Below are 13,194 nucleotides of genomic sequence, written 5' to 3' on the forward strand. Positions count from 1 at the left end.
CGCCACAGATCATGAGATACCTCTGGGCACGGCGTTTTCAGCATCAAAAAGGCAGGGTGGACAGACTGTGGCTAGAATGGTTTCGCCAATAAGCAGAACCTCAACTTCCGTGCCGGTTTCGGCATGAGTCGGATCGATGTATGCGATGGCAAGGTTCTTCCCGGTGCGATAGCCCCATGCGGCAGAGGTTATCGATCCGATTGGATTACCATCAGCGAACACTCCTTCGCCGGGACGTGCTGTTCCCTTGGCGCTGTGGATTTCCAGAACAACACGTTTTTTGCGGGTACCTGCGTCGATTTGCGCCTTAAGCCCTAATTTTCCTGGGAAATCCTTGTTCATGTCTACGTAGCGATGCAGCCCTGCCTCGATCGGATTGAACTCGGTGATGAAATCAGCTTTCCAGTGGCCATACCCTTTTTCCAGGCGCATCGAGTCAATTGCGAACATGCCAAAATGCGACAGCCCAAACGCTTCGCCCGCCTTGGTCAGGATGTCATAGGCGGCATAAAGCTGAGTGTTGGGTATGTGCAGTTCAAACGCCTGCTCTCCGGAAAAGCTGATGGCGATAGCCAGCGCCTCGACATGGCCGATAAAAACACGCCGCGCCGTCAGCCAGGGGAAGTCAGACTGCCCCCATTTGGTGCGCGGCGACACAGAGGCCAGCAGGTCTCGGGTTCTGGGGCCTGCAATCACCATCAACGTATGGGTGTTGGTGCGACTTTCGATGCGAATATCCGACCCTTTGGGAAGGTGCTCGGTCAGCCAGTCCATGTCATGATACTCGGCAGACGCGGCGGAGCCATAGAAGATGCTCCCGTCCGGAAGTGGCACAATTGTCGCCTCGCTCGAGATATTGCCTTTCGGTGTCAGGAAATAACACAGGCTTGCCCTGCCGGTTTGGGTCGACACCTTGGAGCAGGTTAGACTGCTGAGCCAGTCGAGCGCATCGGTTCCGCTGATGCGGTAATGGTTGAAACCTGACAGTTCGGCCAACCCGACACTCGAACGTAGCGCCTCGATCTCGGCCCCCACAACATCGTGCCAGTTCTGGAATGCGTATCCGTGAGTGGTTTGGAAATCCGCGTCAGGTTTGTAGAACTCTGTCCGCTCCCAGCCATTGACGACGCCGAACTCCGCACCTTTGGCTTTCAGCACAGGGTAAAGCGGAGATGCCTTGGCCGGGCGACCGGCGGGGCGGTGTTCATGCGGCAGGTGCCAGCGGAACTCGTGCTGGTAATCCTCGATTGATTTCAGCGCGGTGAACTCGGTATTGGCAAAACTGGTGATGCGGCGCGGATCAAGCTGCCAGCTGTCCCACTCGGTTTCACCATGCACCATCATCTGCGCCAGCATCTTGCCGTAGCCACCGCCTTCGCCGATGCCCACTCGCAACCCGTTCATCGACCAGCAATTGCGCAGGCCAGGTTGCTTGCCCACCAGCGGCCCGGCATCCGAGGCATAGGCAATCGGCCCGTTCACTACGGATTTGATGCCGGCCTCCTGCAAACAGGGCAGACGGTCAAAGATCGGTTCCATCTTGGGCAGCAAGCGGTCCAGATCATCGGGGCAGAGCGCATTGACGAAATCGGGGTCGATCCCGTTCATCCCGAAGGTCTTGCAGTCATGTTCGTAGATGCCGACCAGAAGCCCCTTCTTTTCCTGCCGCATATAGAACGTGTCACGCGGGCAGCGCACCATGGGCACGCGGGTGTCGCGCTCGACCAGTTCAGGGATGTCTTCGGTCACGAAATACATGTGCTCCATCGCAATGACGGGGTATTCGATGCCCATCAGCGCGCCGACTTCGTTGGCGCGATAGCCGGCCGCGATCACGATATGCTCAGCGGTGATCGTGCCGCTTTCTGTCGTCACCAGCCATTCGTCATTGGGCAGTTGTTTCAGCGCAGTAACGGGTGTGTTGCGGTGAATTTTCGCACCCATTTTGCGAGACCGGGCGGCCAAGGCCTGACACAGCTGCGCCGGGTCGATGTCGCCGTCCTGTTCATCCCACATCGCCGCCAGAACACCTTCGGTGTTCAGCAATGGATTACGCCGTTTTGCTTCGGCGGCATCAAGCAGATCAAACTCGATCCCCAGACCCTTGGCGACCGACATGATGTGATGCACTTCGTCAACGTGAGTGGGGTTGGTCAAAAGTCGCATGCCACCCGTGGCATGATGATAGTTTATCGGATAGGCCGGATCATCGGCCAGTTCCTTGTAAAGCTTGATGGTGTAGTCCCGCAGCAAAAGCAACAACTGGTTGAACGCCACACTGGGGCATTGCGCCGCCGAATGCCAGGTGGTGCCGCTGGTCAACTCGTTGCGTTCCAGCAGGACTGCGTCGGTCCAGCCTTCCAGACCAAGGTGATAAAGCGCCGACAATCCACCAATGCCACCACCAACAACGACAACCCGCGCATGGCTTTGCATGAGCCACCTCCAGAAATTCAGATTTCTGGATAGTATCAGCCGGATTATATCTTTTGAAAAACTGAATATTTGAAATACAAAGATCATAAATAGTGAATTATGAGCGAGTATGGATATTAGTCTGAAAGCCCTTCGATATTTCATGGCGGCCACTGAAAGCGGCAGCCTGACAGAGGCGTCCAAGAAGATGCACGTGGTGCCATCCGCCGTGCTGGCTGCGGTCAACCAGGTGGAAGAGGCCTTTGGGATGCAGCTCACCATCAGACACCGGTCCAAGGGGATTGCGCCGACATCCACGGGGAAAATCATCATGGCCCGTGTCCGGCATCTGCTCGATGAATACGAGGCACTGATGAGCCAGGGCGCCGAGATGCGTACGCAATTGATCGGCACATTGCGGGTGGGATACTACGCGCCTGTTGCCCCAGCTTTTTTACCTGCCATCGCGCGAAATCTTTTGGCGGACAATCCACGTGTCGATATCAAGTTCATCGAATGTGACACCCAATCCGCCCAAGCCGGTTTGCTGTCCGGTAACTTCGACGTCATACTTTGTGTTGCCGAAAGCTTGGCCCCGGAAGTGGCCTTTGAGACCCTGATAGAAGTGCCCGGCTACCTTCTCGTCCCAAAACAGCACGCGTTTGCATCCAGAAGCAGCGTCTCCCTTTCCGAGCTGGATGGCGAGCCCATGATTCTCCTCGATCAGCCTGTGATCAGCGACTACTACAGCCGTATGTTCCAGGCCGCCGAGGTCACTCCGCATGTGGTTTGCACTGCAACGACGCTCGAAATGGTTCGAAGTCTGGTTGGCATGGGCGTAGGCTGTTCACTGTTGCACATGCGCCCCAAAACGCATGAGACCTACGCGGGCGAAAACGTCCTGGAGGTGCCGTTGTACCCGGTCACTGACCCGTTGAAAATTGTTCTTGGATACCTGCCAGACAATCCACGCCGCATCGTGAAATACTTCACCGACAGCCTGAGGGATCTGTTTTCGCAGGACGCGGCAAACCGCTTTCTGGTCATATCACAAGCCGAAAAATGACTGGTACGGCGATAGCTATATGTCGCTTCATGCCAGTTAATACGTATCGCAGCATTAGACGCTTTGGGCTCATAGCAGCCGTACCTGAGATCACTTCAACTGACTGTCTTTCGACCCCCGCCGATTGACACCGCCACGTGCCTTGAACGCGCCGTCCCGTTCCTGCTGGCAATCCAGACACAGCTTTACTCCCGGCAACGCGACGCGACGCTTTTCCGGTATGGGTTCTTCGCATTCGGCACAATGGGTCAGGCTTTCGCCCTGGGGCCGCTTTTGCGCCTGCATCCGCGCCAGTTCATCTGAGATCGACGCTTCGATCTGTTCGCTCACAGCGCCGTCGCGTGCCCAACCTCCGGCCATCTGTCATCTCCTGAAATTGTGACATGCAGGATAGCTGAGCCGTTGGCCGAAACGCAAGTTACAGCGAAACTGCACCTTCGAATACACGATCAATCACCTTTTGCGTTCCGCGTGAGAATTCCAAAGGACAAGGATATTCCGCCCCATCCCTGATTGATCGACAAAAGGCCTCGACCTGCAACTTGTAATGGTCTGCTCCAGGGAAGCGAGTGACCTGAACTTCAAGCCCCGGCCGGTGCAACTCGACCCGCGCCTCTCCGAACACACGTGCATTGAACGGGGTCGTCAGACGGACCAAACCACCTTCGCCGTGAAACACCATCTCCTGATGGGGATGCATCCGTATGGACACATAGCTCGAATAAGTGAAATCGGGGAACTGCGCGCGTATTTCGGTAAAGATGTCGATGTCATCCTGCCACCGGATCGCTGACTGCACTGACACAGGCTCTTGCCCGGTTGCAAAGCGCGCTCCACCGATCACGTAGACCCCGATGTCACGCAATCCTCCGCCGCCCGTTTCCGCACGGTTTCGAATGTTCCGAGTGTCAGAGCGATTGTCGAAACTGAATGCACCGGTCACATGTACCAAATTGCCGATGGCACCATCAGCGATCAGTTTCCTTGCAAGCTGCCATTGAGGGTGATGGACGATCATGTATGCCTCGGCGGCCAGCAGGCCGCTTTCATCCCGCTTTTGAATCAACGCGTCGAATTCATCCGCCTTCATGGTCATGGGCTTTTCGCACAGAACATGCTTGCCAGCCTTCAAAGCCTTAAGGCTCCATTCCGCATGCATATGGTTGGGCAACGGGATGTAGATTGCGTCGATTCCGGTGTCTGCCAACAGCGCATCATAGCTGTCATACACGTGTAAATCCGGGCAAAAAGACTGGAACGGTTCGGCCTTTGCGGCATCGGACGTTGCCAGCCCGGCCAAACGCGCCCCGTTGGCGGCATGTATCGCTGGGGCCATGTACTCACGGGCAAATTTCGCGGCACCCAACACACCAAATTGAACCGGTTTCTGCATTGCGCCCTCCGTACTCGGCTTGTTTCAGATTGTGCGCATCCAAAGGGTCCCCGAAGGCTTGACCTGCCACAATATCAAAGAAGAAAACTGTACTTTCTCGTAGCACAGCTTCCGGTCTTCAACCACTTTTTCGCGCCTCAGCGTCAGTGGCTGCCAACATTTGCAAAAAAACGCCCCCTGATCTTCAGAGAGCGTTTTCTGTCTTCGCGTAAACGCGACAGGGTCGGCCCGAGGGCCAGTCTGTCAGGCGGTGCCCAGCATGCCTTTTTCCCGCGCCAGATCCCGCATTTTCTTTTGCAGTTTCTCGAATGCGCGCACTTCGATCTGGCGAATGCGCTCGCGGCTTACGTTATACTGTGTGCTCAATTCCTCGAGCGTGACAGGCTGATCCATCAAACGGCGCTGGGTCAGGATATCCTTTTCCCGATCATTCAGCACATCCAAAGCCGCCGCCAACAGCTCCCGTCGCGCTTCCAGTTCATCGCGCGCTTCGTAATCACCGGCCTGATCGGCATCCTCATCCTCCAGCCAGTCCTGCCATTGCATTGTGCCTTCGCCTTCGGACCCGACCGTGGCGTTCAGGGACGCATCGCCACCGGACATCCGGCGGTTCATGCTGATCACTTCCTCTTCGGTCACGCCCAGATCAGTGGCGATCCGCTTGACGTTTTCCGGGCGCAGGTCGCCCTCTTCCAATGCGCCGATACGGGCCTTGGCCTTGCGCAGATTGAAGAACAGTTTCTTCTGCGCCGAGGTCGTGCCCAGTTTCACCAGAGACCAGGACCGCAGGATGTATTCCTGAATCGAGGCACGTATCCACCACATGGCATAGGTCGCCAGACGAAAGCCTTTTTCAGGGTCAAACCGTTTGACCGCCTGCATCAGGCCCACATTGGCCTCGGAAATCACTTCGGCCTGCGGCAGACCATAGCCGCGATAGCCCATGGCGATCTTGGCCGCCAGACGCAGGTGAGATGTCACCATCTTGTGCGCGGCTTCAGTGTCCTGCTCTTCGACCCAGCGCTTGGCCAGCATGTATTCTTCTTCCGGCTCCAGCAGAGGAAACTTGCGGATTTCCTGCATATAGCGATTCAGGCCGCCCTCGGGCGTCGGTGCGGGAAGATTTGCGTAGTTTGCCATTATTGTGTCCCTCCGACAAATGTTTAGGTATTTAACATAGGATATGGGTAAGGAACCCTTCCCATTCAAGAGGTGCTGCTAACAGTCTGAAATTAATCTTGCGTTAAGGAAAGGTAAAAAGCCCCTATTCACAGGACTTTGCTAATTATGACAGCGGTGTGCGCAGACGTTCGACAAGGCATTGCATATCTTGCGGCAAATCAGCCTCGAACCGTAGGGATTCACCGGTGACAGGGTGCTCGAACCCCAAAACGGCGGCATGAAGCGCCTGACGGGGAAAAGCGCTTACAGAACCCGCGGCGGCGGCGGAAAAAGCCTTGGCGGACAGCTTGCGTTTGCCGCCATAAACCGGGTCGCCCACCAGCCCGTGTCCCGCGTGGGCCATATGAACCCGAATCTGATGGGTTCGGCCCGTTTCAAGCCAACATTCGATCAGGGCAAGACCGGCCGGAGTTCCAAAGGTTTCGACAACACGCGCACGTGTCACGGCATGGCGCCCACCGTGGAACAGAACCGCCTGTCTCTGACGGTCGGTCTTGTGCCGCGCAAGTTGCGTTGTCACGCGCATGATGTTGCCGGGTTCAAAGCTGATCCCTTTGACACCGCGCAAACGAGGATCGTTGGCATCCGGCACCCCGTAACACACCGCGCGGTAATACCGTTCGACGCTATGCGCCGCGAACTGCGCGGCCAGACCGTGATGCGCCGCATCTGATTTCGCGACCACCAGAAGGCCACTTGTTTCCTTGTCGATGCGATGCACGATTCCGGGGCGTTTCACCCCGCCGACGCCCGACAGATCGTCTCCGCAATGGTGGAGCAAAGCATTCACCAGAGTACCGCTGGGTGATCCCGGCGCAGGGTGTACGACCATGCCTGCGGGTTTGTTGACGACGATTACGTCCGCATCCTCGAATACGACCTCGAGCGGGATGTCCTCGGGGCCGATATGGCTGTCTTCGGCCTCGGCCACGACAATCGTGACCCGCGCCCCTTCGACCACCTTGGCCTTGGGATCGCGTGTCTCGGCACCGTCGATCTGAACCGCCCCTTCTTCGATCAGGCGCGCCAGCCGGGTGCGCGACAGGTTTTCCCCGTCTGGCACATCCCGGGAAAGCGCCTTATCAAGGCGAGGCGGCGGATCGGCCGCGATGTGAAACTCAATCTGGCGGGTGCCCATGACTGTCCCTTCCGAACCTCAAGAACCGCAGGAAACTCCGCAACTGCGATTGCTGCGGCGGATGGTCATGCTGTTGACCGCGGTGATGATTGGCGGGGTTCTAGTGACATTCGCCCTGATTGTCATCCGCCTATCGGACCGCACCCCCACCTTGCCGGATCAGATCGAGCTGCCCGACGGCGCCCGGGCGCAGGCCCTGACCATCGGGTCGAACTGGTATGCCGTCGCAACCGATGACAATCGCATTCTGATCTTTGACAAAACAACAGGAAAACTGCGCCAGGAAATCGCAGTCGAATAGGCCCTGCCGCCTGTTCCGGCGGCATGAAAGATCAGGGGATCGTCCAGCCTCAGCCGGGAAACAGCCGAGTTCCGGTCCACGCAGCACCCAGACGCAGATCCAGCGCATCCGACCGTATCTTGTGCTTGCCCGACACCGGCGCCAACATGATGTCGCCCAAGCAAATCCTGTCACCGGCCGGGAGAAGCTCTATGCAGGCGCATTCAAGGTCTTGCCCCAGGGTTTCAGCGATCCGGATCATGTCTTCAAAGCGCTCGGGTCGGGGTTCGACGGTGTTGCTGGTTGGTGAATACAACTCATCTGCAAGGTAATCGTAGTCGCGATCATGGAGCATTTGAATCCGGCCTCGCCCCCGGTCACGGTCAACCTGCACCAGCTGCACGCGTCCGGCGATCACCCAGAATTTCCAGGTGCCGGCCTGTCGATCCCCGGCGGACAAGTCTTCTTCGATGTAATAGAGGGGCTTCTGCGTGGCACGCCACCATTCGCCTGTCCAGAACCCTTCGGGCGTTTTCGTCTTGTGCCACGCGGCCAGTTTCTGGTTGGCATCGTCGCGCTGCGTGCCATCCAGCGGAAACGACAGGGCCAGCTTGTGACCAGGACTCATCGTTCCTTTCAACCAATACTGGCCTGGCCCGAGGTCGAGTGTTTCGGGCAATGCCGGAATATGCGCCTCCCACATGCGCTGTGGGCAGGCAAGCAGTTCCGAGGCGTTGCCCACGTATTTGGACCGGTCAGAGGTCAACGCATCGGGGACTTCGCCAAACAGCTTCATGACCACCAGTTTTTCGGCGAATGTCTTTGGCGCGCGCAGGTCAGGCAAAGACCGATGGCTATCCGCATAATTGTACAGAGACATGCCAAGCGCATTCAGCCGTGCAGGGCCACTGCCATAATGTTCCCAACCGCGCGAAAAACCGACGCGTGGCGGGGTGTTGGCACCGTACAGATTGTCAGTTGCAATCGCGTCGAGATCAGCCTGCGCCGCCTTGAGATAGTCTTCCCGGTCAGAGAGCAGAGCAACGGAAACAACGCCGCCGGTGGCGTCGTGGATTTCTTCGGTCGTAGCGCGCAACGTGGGCAGGTTTGCCGGAAACTCCACCGGTTTCAGGCCCCCTCGGCCGTGGCGTGGCAAAGGCGCGTCGCCGGGTCGCACACCCAGGTTCCGCAAACGTCGATCCAGAAACGAATGCCGCTTGATCCCGTTTGCAATCCACCATCGCATCCGACGCCCCCACAGATGTACGGCAAGCGTTTCCTCTTTGATATACGCGTCCCTGAATTCTCGGACGTGAATATCATTGGCTTGTCCTGCCCGTCTGAACGGCAAAGGATAAAAGACCGGTATGGGGCTGGCATGTTTCAGTTCGTCGTGGTGGCGCAGAAACCACGTCATGACACCGGGGCCGTACACGCTGTGTTCCTGATCTGACGCATGCGGCAATTCACCCGCGCGTTTCTGGCGTTCCAGTTCTTCCCGTTCTTCACCTTCAACCCAGGGGCGGATCGGATAGGGATCCTGGCAGTATTCGGAATACGCATTCAACGTGGGGCTGTCGGATGGCAGCCGCATGACGGCATTGCAGATGGTATCACGGTTGAAATACCCAAAGACATGATCTGCCCTTGGCATCGGGGCAAGCGCCAACACATCCGTGTCGCACCACAGAAAGTCCGTTTTCTTCATCAGATGCAATCTGAAGATATCGGATTGGGGCACGGGCGTCTTGAACTGGTTGTTTACGATGAACTGCTTGGGCTCGTGGATTTCGTTTGCCGACACCAGTTCGATACCATCCGGAACGTTGTCGACTTGTCCATAATGGAACAAAACGACCCTGTGCCCACATTCCACGAAGGACAGCATGCACATCTGCTCCAGAAAGCTCAGGCTGCCTTCCATCCACAGCATCCCAATCGTCGGAAGAGAGCGATCCGCAACCATTCGTCTATTTCTCCAGGGGCTGTGTTGTCAGGACTCTGTCCGGTTTTCGTCAGAAGAAGATGGAGAGCCTGCCGACAGGCGCTCCCTTACGCCGCGGTCCTTTGCGACAAAATCCACAGCCGGTTTTTCAAGAAGTTTCTGGTACAGCTCATCATACTCTGGCAGTTTCAGCAGATCGTTGATCAGCGCCTTGTGCCAGCGGAACGCTCTTCTATGCAGCCGTCGAAGCCTGTCATCAGCGCGAAACTCTTCCAGCACCGCATCCACTTCGTCCTTGTACCGCAGGATTGTTTCATCCTTGGCACCGCCACGGTTCCAGCGGTCCCAATATTCGGTTCCAAGTGTCTGCGAGGAATGATTTGCCCGACCTCGGCTGCGCTTGGCCAGATAGGCCTGCGTGGATCTGACGGCATAGTGATTGATCTGTGCGACTTCAAAACCGAACGGGGGCGAGACATGGTTGCCGAATGGGGCAGGTTCCGTGGCATGCCCTCCGGGCACGGACCGGAACACGCCAGCCTGAAGTTCGGGGCGGGGGTGCGGGTTGTGCAACCCGAAGCGAAGATAGAAATCACCCTGCCGGAACAGGGATTTGACAAACCGGCGCCCTGCCCCGCCTTGTTCGAAATCCAGTTCACAATCGTAGAACTGCCGCGTCACCAGCGTATCGCGCATAACATGCCGACCACTGTTCGAGAAAATCTTCCAGGGGATGGATATGACGTCAACGCCGGGCGTTGCCTCGATCAGATCATCAACCCTGTGATTTCCAACGTGAATATTCAGGAATTCATCCGCGTCGCCGACATATATCCATTTTGCCTCTTTCACCACCGGCAAGCGCCGTGCCTGCCTCAGCGCAGATCGATGTATCCCACCGGTTCCAACCCGGTTCCTGTGAAACTCCACATGGCCCAAGTCCTGCAAGCGTCTCAGAATCTGGTTGGTGCCGTCTGTACAATCATTGGTGTAGACAATGATCCGGTCAAACCCCAGCACCTTTTGATGGGCCACCCATTCCAGAATATAGGGGCCCTCGTTCTTCATCGCAGTGATGAGGATTTTTTCAGGCTTTTCCATCGCTGCCACTTATCCCCGCCGCCTAGTCGTTCTGACCTTTGCTGTCATCTTGCGGGACAATCTTTTCGATGGCGATCTGCGCGCCGGCAATCGCGCGGATGCGCAGCTCTCGGGGGTGCTGGCCCAGAAACTCGTTGACCGCACGGATCACGCCGTCGCCCCACCAGCCGCGGCGGTGGTAGTCGTCGAATGCCATGATCCCACCGGGTTTGATCTTGGGAAACAAAGCGGCCAGATCGGCGGTCACGCCTTCATATGAATGATCCCCATCAACATAGGCGAACGAGATGCTGTCATCATCGAAAAGCTCCAACGCAGGTACCGAAAAATCGCGTATGATACCAACCTTGCCTTCTTCGATCTCGGCCTCGAAAGACTTTACGACCTTCTGGAAGATGGCCTCCATCTTTTCATCTTCGGTCCGGCCCACAAACGCGGTTGTGTGCGATTCCTCACCAATATGCTTCCATGGGTCGATCAGAAAAAGCTGACTGGGCTCGATCAGTTTCAGAATGGTCGGAGAGAACTCACCCTGCCAGACACCGATTTCAACGGCCAAGCCCCCCTTTGGCAAACGCGAAAGGAATGTGCGACGGATTGCTTCCTTGCTGTTCTTGCGCTTGGTCGCCTTGTCAGCCTTCGGTTTCTTCTGGCTGCCGGGCGCAACACCGATAACCTTGGATTCGTTTGACATCTCGACCTCACTTGCAGACGGGTATCCTGTTCACGCAGAACCCGTTTTGTTTATTGAAACATGGCTACCACGCCGTCGGCGCAAGAACCAGAAGCTATGCATCCTTTTTGTCAAGTGGTGGCAACTTGTCGATACCAAGCCACGGTGGCTGCAAGCTGGTTACCCGGTACCGCGCAGCATTGCGCCCCAGAAAACTGTTTATTGCCGCATTCATACCCGTATACGACCCGCCACCATGACGGCGATAAGAAGTGAATGCGATACTGCCCCCGGGTGCAAGAACCCGGTCGATGCGGCGCAACAGCTGGGTCATCACCTGCTCGGCCCGCACCCCGCGGATGATGACGACACCGACGCTTTCGTCTTCAAACAGCTTCAGCATCAAGGGGGGCAGCGCCCGGTAGACACGCAATCGTCCGGCAAGAATGGGGTCGCGGAAATATTCCAGCAGTGCATAGAACGTGCGGTCCAACGCCTGTAGCTCGGGATCCTGGGTTGCATCCGGGCAGGTGAAACCGTCCCATGACAGCCCCCACGGTCCTATGACCGTCAATCTCTCGACAGCGTCAAGGTCAAGTATTTCTTCAATGATTTCAGTCTCAACATGTCCGATCAGCACCCAGTTCTTCTTGCCACTGATCGATCGAAGAAAACTCTGCCGCTGGTCTTTTGTTCTTTCAACTTCCGGGGGGACAGCAGGCAGGTAGACAGGATCCTTTGGATCAAACGGCACCGAAACCTGTTTGGCATCCGTGATTTGCGCGTGCTGCGCGGCGGCCTCTTCGTAATCGAACGAGGTTTCGAGGGAGTCGAGCCGAACAAACCAGGGGAAATTGTATGGCCTGGAGTTCTCGGGCTTGGACATCTTGCCAAGCCGCGTCCATTTCGCGACCTGGGCAAATGTGGTTTCCGGGTCCTTGTACATTTCGGCGTTGAAGGACAGATCGCCGTCTTCCATCACGCCGAGGTCCAGCGCCTTGACATAGCGCCCGCTGCGAAAGCGGCTGAACTTTGCAACGAAATCCTGCGCCACCTCGGTTTTTCTGAGGCTTGCAATGCGTTCCTTGTGAAATGCAACCGCCTGATGATGCAATTGCCCCAGAACAGGATCGGATCGCAGTTTTTCGTAAACCTCCCGCAGTCGCGCGACTTTGGACAGGATCGAGGTTTCTTCGATGTCGTTATAGCAATGCAGCTTCCAGTAAGCCTGACCGGTTGCCTCCATCTTCGGATGAAAGCTCGAGGTATTCACATCCCCACGCAACCGTTTCATCAGATAGCTTTCCACGGACCTCACCGCATAGTGGTTCATCCGAAAAAGCCTGCGACCAAACCCGGCACCCGTTGATGAATACGCCCACCCGCGTCTTCGCATGGCCGGCGGCAACGGATCCCCGTCCCCGTCGACCCAGGCAAATCGATCCGCTTTGTTGGGTATCGGGCCGCGCGGTCGATGCGTGCTTATCGTGCGATACGATCCGTTGTTGCGGAACAGCGATTTGAACGCCCGCAAGTTATGGGGGCTGACGGCGCCAAGCTCGCCCGCACGGGTGAATTGCTCGACAATGAACCTGTCTTCGAACTCGACGATTCCGTTGTGCCCGAACAACTGCCAGATCGCGGCAAATCCGTCCGCATGCGGCAATGCACGAAACAAATCGTCCAGCGTCCCGTCGCCGACGCGAATATCAAGAAATTCATCCACGTCGCAGACCAAAATCCATTCGGCCTCTTTGCTCCAGGGGTGTTCCATGGCGTTTGCATAAGCTGAAGCCTGAGGTCCAAATTCCCACGGACCGGGATTGTCGATATGCGCCAGAAACCCCAGTTCCTGGCATCGCCGAAGAATCGCGTCGGTGCCATCGGAACAATCGTTCGAATTGACGATAAAATGCGTGAAGCCGATCGAAAGATAATATGCAATCCATTCCAGGATGAACGGCCCTTCGTCTTTCATCGTGGATATGACAAGTCTCATCG

At 56.7% G+C, this 13,194-nt stretch carries 11 protein-coding genes; 2 read left to right on the forward strand and 9 right to left on the reverse strand.

Annotation, left to right across the window (positions count from 1 at the left end; all coding sequences use genetic code 11):
* Positions 1-9: 9 nt before the first annotated feature.
* Entirely contained in the window at positions 10-2,436 is a 2,427-nt protein-coding gene (locus AC2FFD_RS10635; protein ID WP_496873040.1) for an FAD-dependent oxidoreductase, read from the reverse strand.
* Between the two features lie 109 nt (positions 2,437-2,545).
* On the opposite strand from AC2FFD_RS10635, the gene AC2FFD_RS10640 reads away from it, so the two are divergent.
* Positions 2,546-3,481 (forward strand): LysR family transcriptional regulator, encoded by a 936-nt coding sequence (locus AC2FFD_RS10640; RefSeq protein ID WP_496873041.1) that lies wholly within the window; start codon positions 2,546-2,548, stop codon positions 3,479-3,481.
* A 90-nt stretch (positions 3,482-3,571) separates the two neighbouring features.
* Here the strand turns inward: AC2FFD_RS10640 and AC2FFD_RS10645 are convergent, their stop codons facing one another.
* From AC2FFD_RS10645 to AC2FFD_RS10660, 4 genes are all read right to left on the reverse strand, one after another.
* A complete protein-coding gene (locus tag AC2FFD_RS10645) occupies positions 3,572-3,841 on the reverse strand; it encodes a DksA/TraR family C4-type zinc finger protein (RefSeq protein ID WP_170346639.1) in 270 nt (89 codons plus the stop codon).
* Positions 3,842-3,899: 58 nt separating this feature from the next.
* Complete coding sequence (locus AC2FFD_RS10650) at positions 3,900-4,874, reverse strand: Gfo/Idh/MocA family protein (protein WP_496873042.1); 975 nt, start codon at positions 4,872-4,874, stop codon at positions 3,900-3,902.
* A gap of 243 nt (positions 4,875-5,117) precedes the next feature.
* Complete coding sequence (rpoH, locus tag AC2FFD_RS10655) at positions 5,118-6,014, reverse strand: RNA polymerase sigma factor RpoH (RefSeq protein ID WP_170346637.1); 897 nt, start codon at positions 6,012-6,014, stop codon at positions 5,118-5,120.
* 145 nt (positions 6,015-6,159) lie between these two features.
* Positions 6,160-7,194, reverse strand: a complete 1,035-nt coding sequence (locus AC2FFD_RS10660; protein ID WP_257600506.1) for an RluA family pseudouridine synthase — start codon at positions 7,192-7,194, stop codon at positions 6,160-6,162.
* On the opposite strand from AC2FFD_RS10660, the gene AC2FFD_RS10665 reads away from it, so the two are divergent.
* Positions 7,193-7,495 carry a DUF6476 family protein gene (locus tag AC2FFD_RS10665; RefSeq protein WP_224855318.1) on the forward strand — a complete coding sequence of 101 codons (303 nt, stop codon included), beginning with the start codon at positions 7,193-7,195 and terminating at the stop codon, positions 7,493-7,495. The two genes, AC2FFD_RS10660 and AC2FFD_RS10665, sit on opposite strands and share 2 nt — an antisense overlap.
* Before the next feature lie 49 nt (positions 7,496-7,544).
* Here AC2FFD_RS10665 and AC2FFD_RS10670 read toward each other — a convergent pair whose 3' ends face one another.
* The 4 genes from AC2FFD_RS10670 to AC2FFD_RS10685 all read right to left on the reverse strand — a co-directional run bounded on the left by AC2FFD_RS10670 (position 7,545) and on the right by AC2FFD_RS10685 (position 13,192).
* Positions 7,545-9,440, reverse strand: a complete 1,896-nt coding sequence (locus AC2FFD_RS10670; RefSeq protein WP_496873043.1) for an ATP-grasp domain-containing protein — start codon at positions 9,438-9,440, stop codon at positions 7,545-7,547.
* A gap of 27 nt (positions 9,441-9,467) precedes the next feature.
* The gene (locus AC2FFD_RS10675; protein WP_496873044.1) at positions 9,468-10,520 is read right to left on the reverse strand and encodes a glycosyltransferase family 2 protein; all 1,053 of its coding nucleotides are present in this window, start codon (positions 10,518-10,520) and stop codon (positions 9,468-9,470) included.
* Positions 10,521-10,542: 22 nt separating this feature from the next.
* Complete coding sequence (locus AC2FFD_RS10680) at positions 10,543-11,214, reverse strand: class I SAM-dependent methyltransferase (protein WP_170346632.1); 672 nt, start codon at positions 11,212-11,214, stop codon at positions 10,543-10,545.
* A gap of 94 nt (positions 11,215-11,308) precedes the next feature.
* Positions 11,309-13,192: a glycosyltransferase family 2 protein gene (locus AC2FFD_RS10685; protein WP_496873045.1), complete on the reverse strand. Its 1,884-nt coding sequence runs from the start codon at positions 13,190-13,192 to the stop codon at positions 11,309-11,311.
* Positions 13,193-13,194 lie beyond the last annotated feature (2 nt).

Source organism: Ruegeria sp. YTSC002 (assembly GCF_059609845.1).

Bases quoted from the DNA above. Each gene is read 5' to 3' on its own strand.
- AC2FFD_RS10665 (WP_224855318.1), top strand. From the start codon at position 7,193: ATGACTGTCCCTTCCGAACCTCAAGAACCGCAGGAAACTCCGCAACTG.
- AC2FFD_RS10680 (WP_170346632.1), bottom strand. From the start codon at position 11,214: ATGTCAAACGAATCCAAGGTTATCGGTGTTGCGCCCGGCAGCCAGAAG.
- AC2FFD_RS10650 (WP_496873042.1), bottom strand. From the start codon at position 4,874: ATGCAGAAACCGGTTCAATTTGGTGTGTTGGGTGCCGCGAAATTTGCC.
- AC2FFD_RS10635 (WP_496873040.1), bottom strand. From the start codon at position 2,436: ATGCAAAGCCATGCGCGGGTTGTCGTTGTTGGTGGTGGCATTGGTGGA.
- rpoH (WP_170346637.1), bottom strand. From the start codon at position 6,014: ATGGCAAACTACGCAAATCTTCCCGCACCGACGCCCGAGGGCGGCCTG.
- AC2FFD_RS10645 (WP_170346639.1), bottom strand. From the start codon at position 3,841: ATGGCCGGAGGTTGGGCACGCGACGGCGCTGTGAGCGAACAGATCGAA.
- AC2FFD_RS10660 (WP_257600506.1), bottom strand. From the start codon at position 7,194: ATGGGCACCCGCCAGATTGAGTTTCACATCGCGGCCGATCCGCCGCCT.
- AC2FFD_RS10675 (WP_496873044.1), bottom strand. From the start codon at position 10,520: ATGGAAAAGCCTGAAAAAATCCTCATCACTGCGATGAAGAACGAGGGC.
- AC2FFD_RS10670 (WP_496873043.1), bottom strand. From the start codon at position 9,440: ATGGTTGCGGATCGCTCTCTTCCGACGATTGGGATGCTGTGGATGGAA.
- AC2FFD_RS10685 (WP_496873045.1), bottom strand. From the start codon at position 13,192: ATGAGACTTGTCATATCCACGATGAAAGACGAAGGGCCGTTCATCCTG.
- AC2FFD_RS10640 (WP_496873041.1), top strand. From the start codon at position 2,546: ATGGATATTAGTCTGAAAGCCCTTCGATATTTCATGGCGGCCACTGAA.